Source organism: Pseudoalteromonas sp. PS5 (assembly GCF_004103255.1).
Lineage (GTDB): Bacteria > Pseudomonadota > Gammaproteobacteria > Enterobacterales > Alteromonadaceae > Pseudoalteromonas > Pseudoalteromonas peptidolytica.
Map to the genome: position 1 here is coordinate 38,595 of NZ_RCSQ01000056.1, position 15,120 is coordinate 53,714.

16 protein-coding genes are annotated in these 15,120 nt (G+C 43.3%); 12 read left to right on the forward strand and 4 right to left on the reverse strand.

The genetic code is table 11. The annotated features are described in order from the left end of the window. The first annotated feature begins 4 nt into the window (after positions 1 to 4). The 3 genes from hflX (at position 5) to hflC (ending at position 3,446) form a co-directional block, all read left to right on the forward strand. Positions 5 to 1,294 (forward strand): ribosome rescue GTPase HflX, encoded by a 1,290-nt coding sequence (hflX, locus tag D9603_RS07845; protein ID WP_125250587.1) that lies wholly within the window; start codon positions 5 to 7, stop codon positions 1,292 to 1,294. A gap of 92 nt (positions 1,295 to 1,386) precedes the next feature. Next, positions 1,387 to 2,562, forward strand: a complete 1,176-nt coding sequence (gene hflK / locus D9603_RS07850; protein WP_128730878.1) for an FtsH protease activity modulator HflK — start codon at positions 1,387 to 1,389, stop codon at positions 2,560 to 2,562. A gap of 5 nt (positions 2,563 to 2,567) precedes the next feature. Then, complete coding sequence (gene hflC / locus D9603_RS07855) at positions 2,568 to 3,446, forward strand: protease modulator HflC (protein WP_128730879.1); 879 nt, start codon at positions 2,568 to 2,570, stop codon at positions 3,444 to 3,446. Between the two features lie 283 nt (positions 3,447 to 3,729). Here hflC and D9603_RS07860 read toward each other — a convergent pair whose 3' ends face one another. Next, positions 3,730 to 4,890 carry a DcaP family trimeric outer membrane transporter gene (locus D9603_RS07860; RefSeq protein ID WP_128730880.1) on the reverse strand — a complete coding sequence of 387 codons (1,161 nt, stop codon included), beginning with the start codon at positions 4,888 to 4,890 and terminating at the stop codon, positions 3,730 to 3,732. Between the two features lie 318 nt (positions 4,891 to 5,208). On the opposite strand from D9603_RS07860, the gene acs reads away from it, so the two are divergent. Further along, a complete protein-coding gene (gene acs / locus D9603_RS07865; protein WP_128730881.1) occupies positions 5,209 to 7,149 on the forward strand; it encodes an acetate--CoA ligase in 1,941 nt (646 codons plus the stop codon). Positions 7,150 to 7,235: 86 nt separating this feature from the next. Continuing rightward, complete coding sequence (locus tag D9603_RS07870; protein ID WP_125250582.1) at positions 7,236 to 7,889, forward strand: response regulator transcription factor; 654 nt, start codon at positions 7,236 to 7,238, stop codon at positions 7,887 to 7,889. Positions 7,890 to 7,936: 47 nt separating this feature from the next. Here D9603_RS07870 and D9603_RS07875 read toward each other — a convergent pair whose 3' ends face one another. The 3 genes from D9603_RS07875 to D9603_RS07885 are packed head-to-tail and all read right to left on the reverse strand — an operon-like array spanning position 7,937 to position 10,240. Then, a complete protein-coding gene (locus D9603_RS07875) occupies positions 7,937 to 9,121 on the reverse strand; it encodes a VWA domain-containing protein (protein WP_128730882.1) in 1,185 nt (394 codons plus the stop codon). 2 nt (positions 9,122 to 9,123) lie between these two features. Beyond that, positions 9,124 to 9,960 carry a MoxR family ATPase gene (locus D9603_RS07880; protein WP_125250580.1) on the reverse strand — a complete coding sequence of 279 codons (837 nt, stop codon included), beginning with the start codon at positions 9,958 to 9,960 and terminating at the stop codon, positions 9,124 to 9,126. Between the two features lie 43 nt (positions 9,961 to 10,003). Then, on the reverse strand, positions 10,004 to 10,240 hold the full coding sequence (locus D9603_RS07885; protein ID WP_128730883.1) for a DUF1653 domain-containing protein: 237 nt from the start codon (positions 10,238 to 10,240) through the stop codon (positions 10,004 to 10,006). 84 nt (positions 10,241 to 10,324) lie between these two features. On the opposite strand from D9603_RS07885, the gene D9603_RS07890 reads away from it, so the two are divergent. From D9603_RS07890 to surE, 7 genes are all read left to right on the forward strand, one after another. Then, entirely contained in the window at positions 10,325 to 10,795 is a 471-nt protein-coding gene (locus tag D9603_RS07890) for a DUF2947 domain-containing protein (protein WP_125250579.1), read from the forward strand. Between the two features lie 100 nt (positions 10,796 to 10,895). After that, a complete protein-coding gene (locus tag D9603_RS07895) occupies positions 10,896 to 11,519 on the forward strand; it encodes a hypothetical protein (RefSeq protein WP_128730884.1) in 624 nt (207 codons plus the stop codon). Between the two features lie 38 nt (positions 11,520 to 11,557). Next, a complete protein-coding gene (ftsB, locus tag D9603_RS07900; protein WP_125250577.1) occupies positions 11,558 to 11,851 on the forward strand; it encodes a cell division protein FtsB in 294 nt (97 codons plus the stop codon). Then, the gene (gene ispD / locus D9603_RS07905; RefSeq protein ID WP_128730885.1) at positions 11,835 to 12,533 is read left to right on the forward strand and encodes a 2-C-methyl-D-erythritol 4-phosphate cytidylyltransferase; all 699 of its coding nucleotides are present in this window, start codon (positions 11,835 to 11,837) and stop codon (positions 12,531 to 12,533) included. The genes ftsB and ispD overlap by 17 nt, the downstream gene beginning before the upstream one ends. Then, positions 12,526 to 13,002: a 2-C-methyl-D-erythritol 2,4-cyclodiphosphate synthase gene (ispF, locus tag D9603_RS07910; protein WP_125250575.1), complete on the forward strand. Its 477-nt coding sequence runs from the start codon at positions 12,526 to 12,528 to the stop codon at positions 13,000 to 13,002. Before ispD ends, ispF begins: the two co-directional genes overlap by 8 nt. After that, positions 12,999 to 14,006: a tRNA pseudouridine(13) synthase TruD gene (locus D9603_RS07915; RefSeq protein WP_128730886.1), complete on the forward strand. Its 1,008-nt coding sequence runs from the start codon at positions 12,999 to 13,001 to the stop codon at positions 14,004 to 14,006. The genes ispF and D9603_RS07915 overlap by 4 nt, the downstream gene beginning before the upstream one ends. A gap of 371 nt (positions 14,007 to 14,377) precedes the next feature. Next, positions 14,378 to 15,118 carry a 5'/3'-nucleotidase SurE gene (gene surE, locus D9603_RS07920; protein WP_128730927.1) on the forward strand — a complete coding sequence of 247 codons (741 nt, stop codon included), beginning with the start codon at positions 14,378 to 14,380 and terminating at the stop codon, positions 15,116 to 15,118. The last annotated feature ends 2 nt before the right edge of the window (positions 15,119 to 15,120 follow it).

Genomic DNA, 15,120 nt, shown 5'->3' on the forward strand with positions numbered 1-15,120 from the left:
ATGCTTGTTTGACCGTTACGAAGCCGGCGAACAGGCAGTCTTGGTTCATATAGAATTTCCACATGAGGGTGATCGAGAAGATCTACGTGAATTGGAAATGCTAGTTTCTTCTGCTGGTGTTAGTAGTGTGGCGGTTGTGCAAGGCAGCCGTCAAGCACCTCATGCGAAGTTGTTCGTCGGAACGGGTAAAGCTGAAGAAATTGCCGAGATTGTCAATATCCACAACGCAGATGTCATCATATTTAACCACCAACTCAGTCCCTCACAAGAGCGCAATTTAGAACGCATTTGTAAGTGTCGGGTGTTAGATAGGACTACACTGATCTTAGACATTTTTGCCCAAAGGGCGCGAACCCATGAAGGTAAATTACAAGTTGAGCTTGCTCAGCTTAGGCATATCTCAACACGCTTAATACGCGGGTGGACGCACTTAGAAAGGCAAAAAGGGGGGATCGGCTTAAGAGGCCCCGGTGAAACACAGCTTGAAACTGATAGGCGTTTACTACGAGAGCGGATAAAAAGTATTCGCAAGCGACTAGAAAAAGTGGCTATTGTTCGAGAGCAGGGGCGTCGAGCGCGAAGTCGCAATGAAATTCCAACCGTTTCGCTTGTTGGTTACACCAACGCTGGCAAATCGAGCTTATTTAACCACATTACGGATGCAGAGGTGTATGCTGCAGATCAGCTGTTTGCAACACTAGACCCGACACTACGAAAGATTGAAATTGACGATGTTGGTGCTGTTATTTTAGCGGATACCGTGGGGTTTATTCGCCACTTACCGCATGACCTAGTCGCGGCGTTCAAGGCAACACTAACAGAAACACGAGAAGCAGATTTACAGCTCCATGTGATTGATGTTGCAGATCCAAGAAGAAAAGAAAATATAGAACAGGTACAATTGGTTCTAGAGGAAATTGAAGCAAATGACATTCCTCAGCTTTTGGTCTACAACAAAATTGATCTAATGGACGATGTTGCGCCTAGAATAGATAGGGATGACGAGGGAAAACCTGTCCGAGTGTGGCTCAGTGCACATACGGGGGCTGGAGTTTCGCTGTTGTTCGATGCGATTAAAGAGCTGTTAGCTAAAACAGTTTTTACCGCCGAGCTGGCTGTGCCTCCTGCACTTGGGCGTTTGCGTGGCGCTTTGTTTGAGCTTAATGCGGTCAACGAAAAAGGCTATGATGAGCAAGGCAATTGGCTTGTTTCAGTAAGAATGCCACAGATTGAATGGGAAAAGCTCAATAAAGAATTTGGGCAAAATCTCAATGATTTAGTCACTGGCAGTTAAAAATCGTTAATTTCGAGCGTATTTTTATATGAGAGTCGCTCGATTTTTGTTAGATTTAACCTAATTCATTTAAATAACAATGGAGTATAGCTATGGCCTGGAACGAACCGGGTAATAATGGCAATGATAACGATCCGTGGAAAAACCGCGGAGGGCGGGATCAAGGCCCACCTGATCTAGATGAAGTATTCCGTAAATTTGGCAATAAGTTCGGTGGTATCTTCGGTGGAAAACCGGGAAAAGGTGGTAACGGCGGACTAGGCGGAGCGGGCTTCGTCTTTATTTTAATTATTGCTGTTATTGTATGGGCATTAAGCGGTATTTATACCGTCAAAGAAGCCGAACGTGGGATCGTATTGCAGTTCGGGAAATTTGATCGTATTGCAGAACCCGGTCTGCGGTGGAAGGCCACGTTTATTGAACGTGTTATTCCTGTAGATATCGAAGCCGTGCGGTCACTTTCAGCATCAGGTTTTATGCTGACAGAAGACGAAAACGTAGTCAGCGTGGAGTTTGAAGTGCAATACCGTGTTGTCGATCCAACACTATATCGTTTTAGTGTGACAGATGCGGATCATAGTTTGCAACAAGCGCTAGATAGTGCTCTACGTTACGTTGTTGGTCACTCGCGCATGGATCAAGTACTTACTACTGGTCGTGAAGTAGTGCGTCAGCGTACATGGGATGAGCTGAACAGCATTATCGAACCTTACAATCTAGGCTTGATTGTGACTGACGTTAACTTTAAAGATTCTCGTCCTCCTGCGGAAGTAAAAGACGCGTTTGACGATGCCATTGCAGCACAGGAAGATGAAGAGCGCTTTATTCGCGAAGCGGAAGCATACGCAAGAGAGATTGAGCCTCGTGCTCGTGGTCAAGTGACTCGTATGACTCAGGAAGCTGAAGCATACAGAGAACGGATCATTCTAGAATCTCAAGGTGAAGTTGAGCGTTTCGAAAAGCTTTTACCAGAATATCAAGCGGCAAAAGAAGTAACACGTAAGCGTTTATATATTGATGCTATGGAGCAAATTTTAGGTCAAAGTTCTAAAGTTTTGGTTGATGTTGAAGGCGGCAATAACATGTTGTATCTGCCACTAGATAAAATCATGCAATCACATGCTAGCGGCTCTTCTCCAGTACGCTTGCCGAGTCAAAGTGACATCGAACAACTGCGCAGAACGATAGAAGGTAATCAGCAGCAAAACAGCTCTGTGAACTCCAGCAATGATAGATTTAATCGCGATAGATTCGGTAACGGGAGATAATGAATATGAAGAATTTTAGTCTCATTCTATTAATCACTGCCGTGATCATGTCTTTCTCTGGTATTTTCGTTGTAAACGAAGGACAAAGAGCGATTGTCTTGCTATTCAGTAAGGTACAAAAAGACGCAAATGGAGATGCTTTGGTGTATGAGCCAGGGCTTCACCTTAAAGTGCCATTTTTTAGCCAAGTTCGTAAACTCGATGCGCGTATACAAACATTGGATGGACAACCTGACCGTTTTGTTACCAGCGAGAAAAAAGACCTTATTGTTGATTCATACGTAAAATGGCGCGTAAATGACTTCAGCGCTTATTATCTTCGTGCTCGTGGTGACAAGCAATATGCTGAAACGCTACTGAAGCAAAAGGTGAACAATGGACTTAGAACAAACTTTGGTTCTCGTACAATTAAAGAGATTGTGTCGGGCGAGCGAAGCGAGCTGATGGAAGAAGCCCTTGTTCAAGCATCCGAAAGTGCAACTGAGCTAGGTATTGAAGTGCTAGACGTCCGTGTTAAGCAAATCAACCTTCCTAATGAAGTAAGTAATTCAATTTTCCAGCGTATGCGTGCGGAGCGTCAGGCTGTAGCAAAAGAGCACCGCTCTGAAGGTCAAGAACAGGCAGAGAAAATTCGCGCAGATGTAGACCGCAGGGTAACTGTAATGCTTGCAGATGCCGAGCGTAATGCTCGTGCTGTTCGTGGTCTTGGTGATGCAACAGCTGCTAACATTTATGCTAAAGCATACAATAAAGACCCTGAGTTTTTTGGCTTTGTACGTTCACTCGAGGCGTATAAAAATACCTTCAAAAATAAGAATGACGTAATGGTGCTATCGCCAGACAGTAAATTCTTTGATTATATGAAGGATGCAAAAGCGCAGTAGTAACGTGCTTCACTATACTGAAAAACCCCGCCAGCGTGTGGGGTTTTTTATATTTGGCAAAAATTCAGGTGAACACTGCGTTTAGTTCACTTTTAGTAGCGCATAATAACTATGCCAAACCGGGTATTAACAGAGCATGGTCTCTAATACCATATATGGACTCTCTCCGATTACAAGATAGTAATTGATAGAATTTCAAAGTTCTAATAAAGCAAGCTGGTATAACAACAAAAAAGCGGCATATTAGCCGCTTACAGTTGGATCAATACAGTTTATTGTAAAATTAGAACACGTATTTTACAGAAAGCTGTAGTCTGTCTAAATCGCCTTCTAAGCCACTTTCAGTCTCACGAGTACCGATTTTATATTCAGCACCAAAAGTCAGCTTCTTCACTGGAGAATAAAGTAAATTAGCACTGTAACTTATGCTTGATTTTGTAGGATCTCCCGTTACCGCCAGTAGATTACTTTCGTTGTCAGCATTAAAAAATGAGTATAAAAATGTAGAGCGGAATTGATCATTCCAATTGTGTTGATATGCAACAAAACCAGATGTTGAGTCAATTGCATGCAATGAATTGCCATCGTACACAGCACCATTAGCAACATTTAGTCCTATGTAGCGGCCAAGTCCTTGACCTTGAGTGAGCATAAACTTCAGGTTATTTTTGCCAAAATTGACACGGCCAGATGCACTGATCCCAAATGAGCTTTCAGATTCATCAGCTCCACCCACTTTATAAGTGATCTGCCGAGCAAGGGCAGCTACCGCGATATGCCCCCAGTCTGCATTATGTGTGTAGCGAGCCGTAAAATCAGGCATGCTCGCATCATCCGTTACTACTCGACCGCTATCGGCTGTAGTTACTGTGCTTTCAGGGTTTTCGATTGAAAAAGACCAGTTGCCTGTGGTGTATTTTGCCATTGCTTGACGTACAAACACGGTACCTTCTGCAGGGCCTACAAAGTCCAAAGTTTCTGGTAGTGCACTTACATTTTGGAAGTTTGACCAAGCTTGACCAAATAAAAAGCCTTTATAGGTAACAAAAGCTTGTCGAATACGAGGGGAGTAGGAGTTACTGACACGCTCATTACCGCCGACAGAAGCAATAAAATCTAATTCAATTCTAGTTTTGATACTACTGCCATCATCAAGCTTGGTATCGGTGGCCAAATTGAAGCGAGATTGACGAGCATGCATATCAAAAACAGCGTCGCTGCTTGAGTTTGTGCCAACAGGAATGGTGCCTGGGACATAAAAATCTCGACCTATATGTTGTGCACCTAACGAGCCATCAGAAAAGTCACTCCAAATTGCATCAAGTTTTATATAACCACCGTAATTTACTTTCGTGTCGCCAATCTCAGCTGCTGTGGCAGGAAGCGCACAAAGACTGCTGATAGCAACCGCAAGCAGTTTTTTATTAATGTTATTCGTTGTCATAATCCTGTTCCTCAATTGCTGTGCCTGACAGTCAGCATCAGCTGATATTCATTTAAATCAACACTAACTGTTGTGGAAGGTGGGTTTTTACTCAATTATCTATTGGTCTATTAGACTAAGGTGGTAGATGGTTTGCGACCCGAGAATTTGGGCTTTGCTGTAAATTTTAAATTGGTAACAAAGCATTTGTTGCGATGAAACTTATTCGTTTTCATAGGTTCTACAACTAAGGTCTAATACTTAAACACCCAAGGCTGGGTGATCCTTATGAAAAGCGTGTCTAGCAGACCTAGACCTCTAAATATAATGGAGATGACTATGTCACAGAGCATTTATTCAGTTCCTGAAAAAATCAAGAACGCCGCATTAATCAACGACGAACAATACCAAGAACTATATCAAAAGTCGGTTGATGACCCCGCAGAGTTTTGGAAAGAGCACGGTCAACGTTTAGATTGGTTCAAACCCTATAGCAAAGTTAAAAATACCTCATTCGACAAAGGCCATATCAATATTAAATGGTATGAAGACGGCGTACTAAATGCCTCTTATAACTGTATCGATAGACACCTCGAAAAGCGCGCCGATAAGGTTGCATTGATTTGGGAAGGTGATAACCCGGAACAAACAGAAAATATTACCTACCAGCAACTTCATGACGAAGTCGCCAAATTGGCAAATGGTTTGAAGCACTTGGGTGTACAAAAAGGCGATCGTGTCGCTATTTATATGCCTATGACACCTCAAGCAATCTACGCAATGCAAGCTTGTGCTAGGATTGGTGCCATCCATTCGGTGGTTTTTGGAGGGTTTTCGCCTTCAGCAATTGCAGATCGCATTAAAGACTCTGGTGCTAAAGTGGTCATCACCTCCGATGAAGGACGCCGTGGTGGGAACTGTGTTCCATTAAAAGCAAATGTCGATGAGGCGGTAGCGCAAGCTGGTGTAACCAGCATAGAGCATGTTGTGGTACATCAACTGACCGGTGGTGATGTTGAATGGAATGCGCATGATGTATGGTGGCATGAATTAGTTGCTGATAAACCTGCGGAATGTGAACCTGAAATGATGAATGCGGAAGATCCGCTATTTATTCTTTATACCTCGGGTTCAACGGGTCAACCAAAAGGGGTTGTTCATACTACGGGTGGATACCTAGTGTATGCTTCTATGACACATGAGTATGTATTTGACCTTCAAGAAGACGATATCTACTGGTGTAGTGCTGATGTCGGTTGGATCACCGGACACAGTTATATTGCCTATGGTCCACTTGTGAATGGTTGTACTCAAGTTGTATTCGAAGGCGTGCCAACCTATCCAACGTCTGGGCGTATGGGTGAGATTGTTGATAAACATGGCGTTACTATTCTTTACACCGCGCCTACCGCTATCCGTGCTTTGATGGCTAAAGGTGACGAGCCGACTGCAAGTTCAAAGCGCGATAGTTTACGTATCTTGGGTTCGGTTGGTGAACCAATTAATCCAGAGGCTTGGTCTTGGTATTACGAACAAATTGGTAATAGTGAGTGTCCAATCGTAGATACTTGGTGGCAAACCGAAACGGGCGGCATCATGATCACGCCATTACCTGGTGCAACGGCACTTAAGCCGGGTTCTGCGACCCGTCCATTCTTTGGTATTGCTCCTGCACTATTTGATGCAGAAGGTAATACGCTTACAGGTGCAACGGAAGGTAATCTGGTAATTTTGGATAGCTGGCCCTCTCAAGCGCGTACCGTGTATGGCGATCATGAACGTTTTGAACAAACCTATTTCTCTGCTTATCCGGGCGTATATTTTACGGGCGATGGTTGCCGTCGGGACGAGGATGGTTACTATTGGATCACAGGTCGTGTTGATGATGTACTTAACGTTTCAGGTCATCGTTTGGGAACTGCTGAAATCGAAAGTGCGTTAGTTGCCCATGAGGCGGTTGCTGAAGCGGCCGTGGTAGGATACCCACATGACATCAAAGGCCAAGGTATTTATGTTTACATCACACCAAACGAAGGCGTTATGGTGTCTGATGAGTTAACCAAGGAAGTGAGAAGTTGGGTTAGGAAAGAGTTAAGCCCAATAGCAACCCCAGATATGATCCAGTGGTCTCCAGGTCTGCCTAAAACGCGCTCCGGTAAAATTATGCGCCGCATTTTACGTAAAATAGCTGCGAATGAATATCAGCAATTAGGTGATACTTCTACCCTTGCTGATCCAAGTGTTGTTGATGAATTAATCGAGAATAGATTAAATCGTTAACAGAATGACTTGAATTGCGACCTAATATAAACATACTATAACGGCTGTTATCTTTACGATAACAGCCGATTTTTTAGGAGCATAGCATGTATCAGTTTTTAATCGCGGATGATCATCCTCTATTTCGAGAGGCGCTTAAGGGGGCTCTAAAAGCGCAATTTGAAGGGCTAGAGGTATTCGAATCTGAAAACTTTGACACTACGCTCTCGGTCTTACAACAACAAGAAGAACTAGACCTATTGCTGCTCGACTTACATATGCCGGGCAATGGTGATTTATATGGACTAATTCGGATCCGAGAGGATCACCCAAGCCTCCCTGTTGTTGTCGTGTCGGGAAGCGAAGATCTTTCAATCATCTCAAAGGTGATGGGTTATGGTGCGATGGGGTTTATCCCAAAAGCAGCATCGGTCGAGCAAATTACAGAAGCTATCGAACAAGTGCTTGATGGAGAAAGTTGGTTACCAGAAGGGATGAAAGACAAAGTCGCAGAGCTAGAGGGGGAAGATAAAGAGCTTGCGCAGCAGGTTGCGTCATTAACACCGCAGCAATATAAAGTATTGCAATACCTTCATGAAGGCCTGTTAAATAAACAAATTGCCTATGAATTAAATATCTCAGAAGCGACGGTAAAGGCACACATTACTGCTATTTTCAGAAAGCTAGGGGTCTATAATCGTACCCAAGCCGTATTGATTGCTTCAAAACTACAATTAGAACCTATTGAAGCGAATGAGTAACCTCGCATCATTGCTTGCAAGACGCTTTCCTTGCAAGCAAGACTCTTTTAGCTTAACTCTTTAAACGCCTGACTTAATCCCTCAATTGTTAGCGGATACATTCGGTCTTGCATTAATTGATTTATTAGCTCGATTGAATGGTAGTAAGACCAATAACTTTGCGGCTGAGGATTAAGCCAACCCACCTTACTAAAGTGATTGGTTAAACGGTTCAGCCACGTGGCTCCAGCCTCTTGATTCCAATGCTCTACGCTACCGCCGGGATAGGTGATTTCATAGGGGCCCATTGTCGCGTCACCAACAAATATTAGCCGATAGTCTGAGCCATAACGGTTAATTAGCTGATAAGTGTCAAGCAATTCGCTGTCACGACGGTCATTATCGTGCCAAACATGTTCGTATACACAATTATGGAAGTAAAAAAATTCAAGATGCTTAAACTCACCGTGTGCGGCACTAAAAAGTTGCTCACATAGCTGGATATGGTCATCCATGGAGCCACCAATATCAAACAGCATCAAGACTTTAACTGAGTTATGTCGCTCTGGTGCCATTTTTACATCTAACATGCCGCCTTGTCTTGCGGTGGCACGAATGGTCTCATTCAGATCAAGCTGATCACTTGCCCCGCTGCGTGCAAATTTACGCAACTGCTTAAGAGCCAATTTGATATTGCGGCTGCTAATATCAGTATTACAATCGAGGTTGCGGTATTGCCGTTTGTCCCAAACTTTTACTGCTCTGCGATGGCGATTTCCATCTTGGCCAATGCGGATCCCCTCAGGATTATAGCCGTAAGCCCCAAAAGGCGAAGTGCCCCCTGTACCAACCCACTTATTGCCGCCAGCGTGACGTTTTTGTTGCTCTGCCAAGCGTGCTTTCAACGTTTCAATGAGCTTATCGAGTCCACCCATTGCGTTGAGTTTGGCTTTTTCTTCTTCAGACAGTGATTTCTCAAACTCTTTACGCAGCCAGTCCTCAGGTAATTGCTGCTGTTGAAGTTTTGAGAAGAGGTCTATTGAGTCTATTCCCTCAAAGTAATCAGCAAACGCACGATCGAATTTATCAAACAAAGTTTCATCTTTCACGAAGATGATTTTTGCCAAAAAGTAAAAGCCGTCCAGATCGGCAAAGCACACCTCTTTATCAAGTGCTTCTAGACAGTCCAGTAATTCTCGCAAACTTGCTTTAATACCGTAACGTCTAAGTGTGAGTACAAAATCAATAAGCATGATCAGCGTCGGCTCATAAAGGCGAGTTTTTCAACCAAAGAAACATCTTGTTCATTTTTAAGTAGTGCGCCGAATAATGGCATCAAGCCACCTTGATTGGATTTATCGTGTAATGTCTCAGGGGAAATATCTTCTGCGAGCAATAGTTTTAACCAGTCAAGCAGCTCACTCGTACTGGGCTTTTTCTTTAAGTTTGGTGTGTCGCGTAATTGGAAAAAGCTTTCAAGAGCACGTTGTACCAAGCTCGATTTAATATGTGGAAAATGCACATCCACAATTTGCTGCATCTCTTCTTTGCTTGGGAAGTCGATATAATGGAAAAAGCAGCGGCGTAAAAAGGCATCTGGCAGCTCTTTTTCATTATTTGAAGTAATAATAACGATGGGGCGCACCTTTGCCTTTATTTGCTCGTTAGTTTCGTAAACGTGAAATTCCATTTTATCGAGTTCTAACAGTAGATCATTGGGAAATTCAATATCAGCTTTATCGATTTCATCTATGAGTAAAACAGGGCGTTTTGTGGCGGTAAACGCCTGCCATAATTTTCCTTTGATGATGTAGTTACTAACATCGTTAACGCGAGGGTCGCCAAGTTGGCTGTCGCGCAAACGCGAGACCGCATCGTATTCGTACAAGCCTTGCTGGGCCTTGGTGGTTGACTTTATATGCCATTGGATTAACTCTGTGTCTAAACTTTTAGCAAGTTCTTCAGCGAGTAAGGTTTTGCCTGTACCAGGTTCGCCTTTAATTAAGAGTGGTTTTTCTAATACGATGGCCGCATTCACGGCCTGTTGTAGTGCAGAGGTAGCAATATATTGATCAGTACCTTTAAACATAATTCAACTTCTTGTGGTCAGATGAGATAACCGCATCTTGCCACAATCAGCTTTTCGCTGCCAACCCTGCTTCGGTTTCAATTAAGGTAAAGCGAGGTACCGCCTCGCCTTCGACCATAACGTTTTCTAAAAACATTTCAAGTGGCCTAACCCAAAAGCTCATATCTCCATATAGGGTTTGATAAACCACTTGTTTTTCCTGCGTTTCACTGTGTGTTGCTAAAGCATGCACACGATAAAGTTTTCCTTTGTAGTGGCGGTAAATTCCAGGTGTGATATCCACTAATTCAAGCTCCAAAAAATAAAAGCCGTACGTGACGGACTGAAATGTTATAATCCGTGCCATTAAGACTGAAGGTGTTTAAAGATGAATTATATTGCGCTGGACGATTATAAGAAAGCTTGGGTTTTCAAACATAAAGATCTTCCAATCGAAGCTGCCGATTTGGCATTGATAAAACCAATGTCTGCGGCGCGTGCTGCGGTGCTTTGGAGCACCATGGTGAGCAACGAAAAAGATCACCCAGATTTTTTTGATAAAACAGATTGGGTTGGCAAAGCTGAGTCATGGCAAGAAACCCTTAGTTGGGAACAGCCCTGGGAGGCTGGTGAGCAATTTCCAGAAGCGATTGAGCAATTTCTTGATTGGCAAGCCAATACCACGGTGTATTTTTGTCTCTCTCGAGATGATGTAATTGAGACCCGCTTTGATGTGTTCAAACGGTGTTGGCAAAACTTTATGTTTTTGACGGATGGAAGTTTCCTAATTGGTAAAAAACGTAGTTCGGTAGTCCAGTTTATGGCTGAAGGAGAAGCTAAACTAGGAACTAAACCATAAGGCTTATTCAGCTGCGCACTTTGCTTTGATTTGAAACATGGCTAGTGTATAAAGGATGTACACCGGTCTACGTTGATAGATTGTACCGATAGGAGGCGTTTTGGAGCAGCAGCAAAATACAATTTGGTATGATGAAGCATCACGCCTGATGTTTGCAGAACTTGTAAATGTATTTTATGCCAGAGAACTGCCAAAACTTGCTGAATTATCTGATCATCAACGTCTTCAGCGTTTGTTAAACAGCCTACCGTATTATGTGGAGCGTGCTGCTACTCACATTATTCATGGTGATGTACCGCTTGAACTAGACAGCTTTAATGGCTGTTGGCTGGCAAAACAAAAAACTCAGCCAAAAAGTGATAAAGTAGCCAATGAGGCATTTTTTTTAAACAAAGTAAAAGTTGGGTTAGTGGCTCCAGTTCTTTGTGCTGAACTTTCGGGTGTTACTGTGCGATTAGATAGTGTTGATCAAATTTGCGCTTCAGGAAAAGTCCATTGTAATCAGTTTGGCTGGTTTGCGATGAACGGTGACAGCTTAACGCCACCGGAGATGCAATCTATTGAGCTGTTAAAACCCACAAAAGCCTTGATGGTTGCTGCGTGCTGCGGTCACACTTGGCATTACGGTAAAGCGGCACCACCGCGCAGGCTAACATTAAGAGAAATGTTATTAGCCAGTGCGATTAATTGGTCACACGTACAAAAAATAAAGACGAGTCAATAATCCAAAAGTGGCTCAATGGTAGAAGTTTGGAATAAACGATGCGATTTTTTCAATTAGCGCTGTTCGTGTTAGCGCTATTTATTCAATATAGACTCTGGTTCGGCCACAACGGCGTGGAGGATTACACGCGGATTAAATCTGTAGTTAAATCGCACCAAGAAACTAACACCAACCTAAGCAAAAGAAATAAACTACTCAAAGCGGATATTGAAGATCTCAAGCTGGGCCTCGAAGGGGTTGAAGAGCGGGCTCGTCATGAGCTTGGCATGATCAAGCCTGGCGAAACCTTCATCCGCGTATTACCTAAAGTACCCCATGAAAAGAAACGATAAATTAGCGGTTATTATTCCAGCTGCCGGTGTCGGCAGTAGAATGCAGGCACAGGTGCCTAAGCAGTATATCCCTTTATTGGGCAAACCTATTTTAGTGCACACATTAGAGAAATTAGCGAAACTGGATGGCGTTGAGCAGTTCATGGTGGCCGTATCGAAAGAAGATAGCTATTTTACTACGAGCTTGCTGCCGGACAGTCGCTTTGGTCACTGTGACGGTGGTAAGGAGCGTGCTGATTCTGTGTTGCTCGCTCTACGAGCGTTAGCTTCGAGTAAGCCTGATTGGGTACTCGTGCATGATGCTGCTCGACCTCTCGTCGCGCTTGAAGACATTCATCACTTGATAGCAAAGTGTGTTAATGAGGGACAAGGTGGCATACTGGCTGCCAGAGTTAAAGATACGATTAAATGTGGTGCTGAATTGGTGCAAAAAACGGTGCCGAGAGAGTCTTTATGGCAGGCTTTCACACCGCAAATGTTTAAGTATGAAGAGTTATTGGCGGCACTGGAGCTTGGGTTAGCGCAAGGCGCTAATATTACAGATGAAGCGTCAGCGATGGAATTACAAAAAAAACCAGTTCAGTTGATAGCCGCACGCACAGATAATATTAAGATCACCACTCCGGAGGATTTACCTCTGGCGGAGTTTATTATTCAACAACAAGGTAAGCAGCATGATTAGAATTGGCCACGGATTTGATGTTCATAAATTTGGTGGTGCTGGACCGCTGACAATTTGTGGCGAAAAAATTCCTTATGAACAGGGGTTTATCGCTCACTCTGATGGAGATGTGGCGATTCATGCGTTATGTGATGCTTTATTAGGTGCGCTCGCACTTGGAGACATTGGTAAACACTTTCCTGACACCGCGAGTGAATTTGAAAATATAGACAGTCGTATTTTGTTGCGCCGTGTTATGGAACAAGTGAAGGCTCGAGGTTATCAAATTGGGAATATTGACGTCACCATTGTAGCTCAAGCGCCGAAAATGCGACCTCATATCGATGCGATGCGCGGTAATATTGCGACGGACTGTGAAACCCAACTAGACCAAGTTAATGTGAAAGCAACTACCACAGAAAAACTGGGGTTTGAGGGGCGCAAAGAAGGGATCTCAAGTCACGCAGTCGTGCTGCTGGTTAAAACATGAAGACATTAAATTATCTATATGGTAAACCCCTCTCTGATGGTGACTTCAAGTCACAACCAGAGGACTTTCGGGTTGAAGAGATCTTAGACATACCTTTTACTGGTGAAGGTGAGCATGTTTGCTTACAAATCGTTAAAAAGGGCGAAAATACCGCATATGTGGCGAAGAAATTAGCAGAGTTTGCGCAGCTCCCTCCTCGTGAGGTGAGTTATGCTGGTATTAAAGATAGGCATGGTGTTTGTACCCAATGGTTTAGTGTACCGGTGCCAATAAAAAAACCTTTGGACTTTAGCGCGCTCAATAGTGACTCAATCTTTATTGTAAAACAGGTAAGACATAACCGAAAACTGAAAACAGGCTGCCATAAAGGTAATCGTTTCGCCATTACGTTACGTAACGTCACTGAGCCACTCGATATTTTGTCTCGTATTAACGCAGTGCGTCAGGGAGTCCCAAATTACTTTGGTGAGCAGCGTTTTGGTCATGATGGTCACAACCTTGATATGGCACAGAGATTGTTTGATGGTGAAAAAATTCGAGATAAAAAGCTCAGAGGCCTGGTTTTGTCCGCGGCGAGGTCACACCTTTTTAATGAAGTAGTAAGCCGTCGAGTTGCTGAACATGGCTTGGCAACCACCTGGCATCGTGAAATATTCCTTTTAAATGGCAGTAATGCTTTTTTTGAATCAGATATTGATTGCGAATTAATAGAACGACTGTTAGGTAACGATATTCTGCTTTCTGCGCCATTAGTTGGTAAAGGTGAAAAAGGGTTACTACCACAAGAGCGAGAGTGGTTGAGTCCATTTTCACAGTGGCATAATGGGTTGGCTGAGTTTGGTATGAAGAATGAGCGTAGAGCACTCAGATTAGTGCCACAAGAGTTCAAAGTTAGTATGACCGAACAAAGTTCTATGGTACTTGAATTTAGTTTGCCAAAAGGTACTTTTGCAACAGCTGTGCTCAGAGAGCTTGTCAATCACCGTGATGCTAGTAAGAAATAGTCAAAGTTCCAGGTGAGTAATATTAATTTGCTTAATTGAGTGTAAGCGGACTAGGTTAAGAGAAAATGGTGTGGCAGCGCTACTACCTAAGCTTGCTATTGCCAAGGTACCTACAGTGCTATAGGCAGACTAAAAGTTTGTAACTTCGACGTTTTAAGGATGAGGTATTTATTGCAGCGAACGTTAAACTTACGCCTGCAAATTGAGTAGGTATTAAAGCAAAACGATATTAACTGGTGCTAGCAGTCATTGTGAAGAGTGCTAATATTAAGTCAACAGCTGGTTCGGCTTGCTTGCAACCTATTGACTAATCAAAATAAAAAAATCAGATGGCAACAAGCTACGCATTGCCTGCCAAAGAAGAGGTAAAAATGAAGATCCTATTAAGTAATGATGATGGTGTTCACGCCAAAGGGATTGCTATTTTGTATCAAGCATTGTCTCAGATAGCTGATGTTACGGTGATTGGTCCAGACCGAAACTGTAGTGGTGCTAGCAACTCATTAACGCTTTTAAATCCTTTACGAGCAACGACATTAGATAATGGCTTTATTTCGGTGAATGGCACGCCAACGGACTGTGTTCACTTAGGTGTCAGCAAACTTACTGATGAATTGCCTGATTTAGTGGTTGCAGGTATTAATAATGGCGCCAATCTTGGTGATGATACGCTATATTCAGGAACCGTTGCTGCTGCGACTGAGGGACGGCATTTAGGGCTACCTGCCATTGCGGTATCACTGTGTTCAAAAAATGAAGCGCACTATGAAACCGCAGCACATGTGACAATAGAGATCATTAAAAAGTTGGCAAATCACCCACTGCCAAAAGACCAAATCATTAATATCAATGTACCAGATATTCCCCTTGATGAACTCAAGGGAATAAAAGTAACGCGTTTGGGGGCGCGTCACAAAGCTGACACGATGACAGAGCAAATAGACCCTTGGGGTAGAAGCGTATATTGGTACGGGACTCTTGGGCGTGAAAGTGATGCTGGAGAAGGGACTGATTTTCATGCAGTGAATAATGGTTATGCTGCAATTACTCCGTTAAAAGTTGATATGACCGCCCACGAAAGCTTAGATGCAGTGGCTAGCTGGTTATTGTAGAG

Coding starts and splice junctions, on each gene's coding strand:
- hflK (WP_128730878.1), top strand. CDS start 1,387: ATGGCCTGGAACGAACCGGGTAATAATGGCAATGATAACGATCCGTGG.
- hflC (WP_128730879.1), top strand. CDS start 2,568: ATGAAGAATTTTAGTCTCATTCTATTAATCACTGCCGTGATCATGTCT.
- D9603_RS07860 (WP_128730880.1), bottom strand. CDS start 4,890: ATGACAACGAATAACATTAATAAAAAACTGCTTGCGGTTGCTATCAGC.
- acs (WP_128730881.1), top strand. CDS start 5,209: ATGTCACAGAGCATTTATTCAGTTCCTGAAAAAATCAAGAACGCCGCA.
- D9603_RS07870 (WP_125250582.1), top strand. CDS start 7,236: ATGTATCAGTTTTTAATCGCGGATGATCATCCTCTATTTCGAGAGGCG.
- D9603_RS07875 (WP_128730882.1), bottom strand. CDS start 9,121: ATGCTTATTGATTTTGTACTCACACTTAGACGTTACGGTATTAAAGCA.
- D9603_RS07890 (WP_125250579.1), top strand. CDS start 10,325: ATGAATTATATTGCGCTGGACGATTATAAGAAAGCTTGGGTTTTCAAA.
- ftsB (WP_125250577.1), top strand. CDS start 11,558: ATGCGATTTTTTCAATTAGCGCTGTTCGTGTTAGCGCTATTTATTCAA.
- ispD (WP_128730885.1), top strand. CDS start 11,835: ATGAAAAGAAACGATAAATTAGCGGTTATTATTCCAGCTGCCGGTGTC.
- ispF (WP_125250575.1), top strand. CDS start 12,526: ATGATTAGAATTGGCCACGGATTTGATGTTCATAAATTTGGTGGTGCT.
- D9603_RS07915 (WP_128730886.1), top strand. CDS start 12,999: ATGAAGACATTAAATTATCTATATGGTAAACCCCTCTCTGATGGTGAC.
- surE (WP_128730927.1), top strand. CDS start 14,378: ATGAAGATCCTATTAAGTAATGATGATGGTGTTCACGCCAAAGGGATT.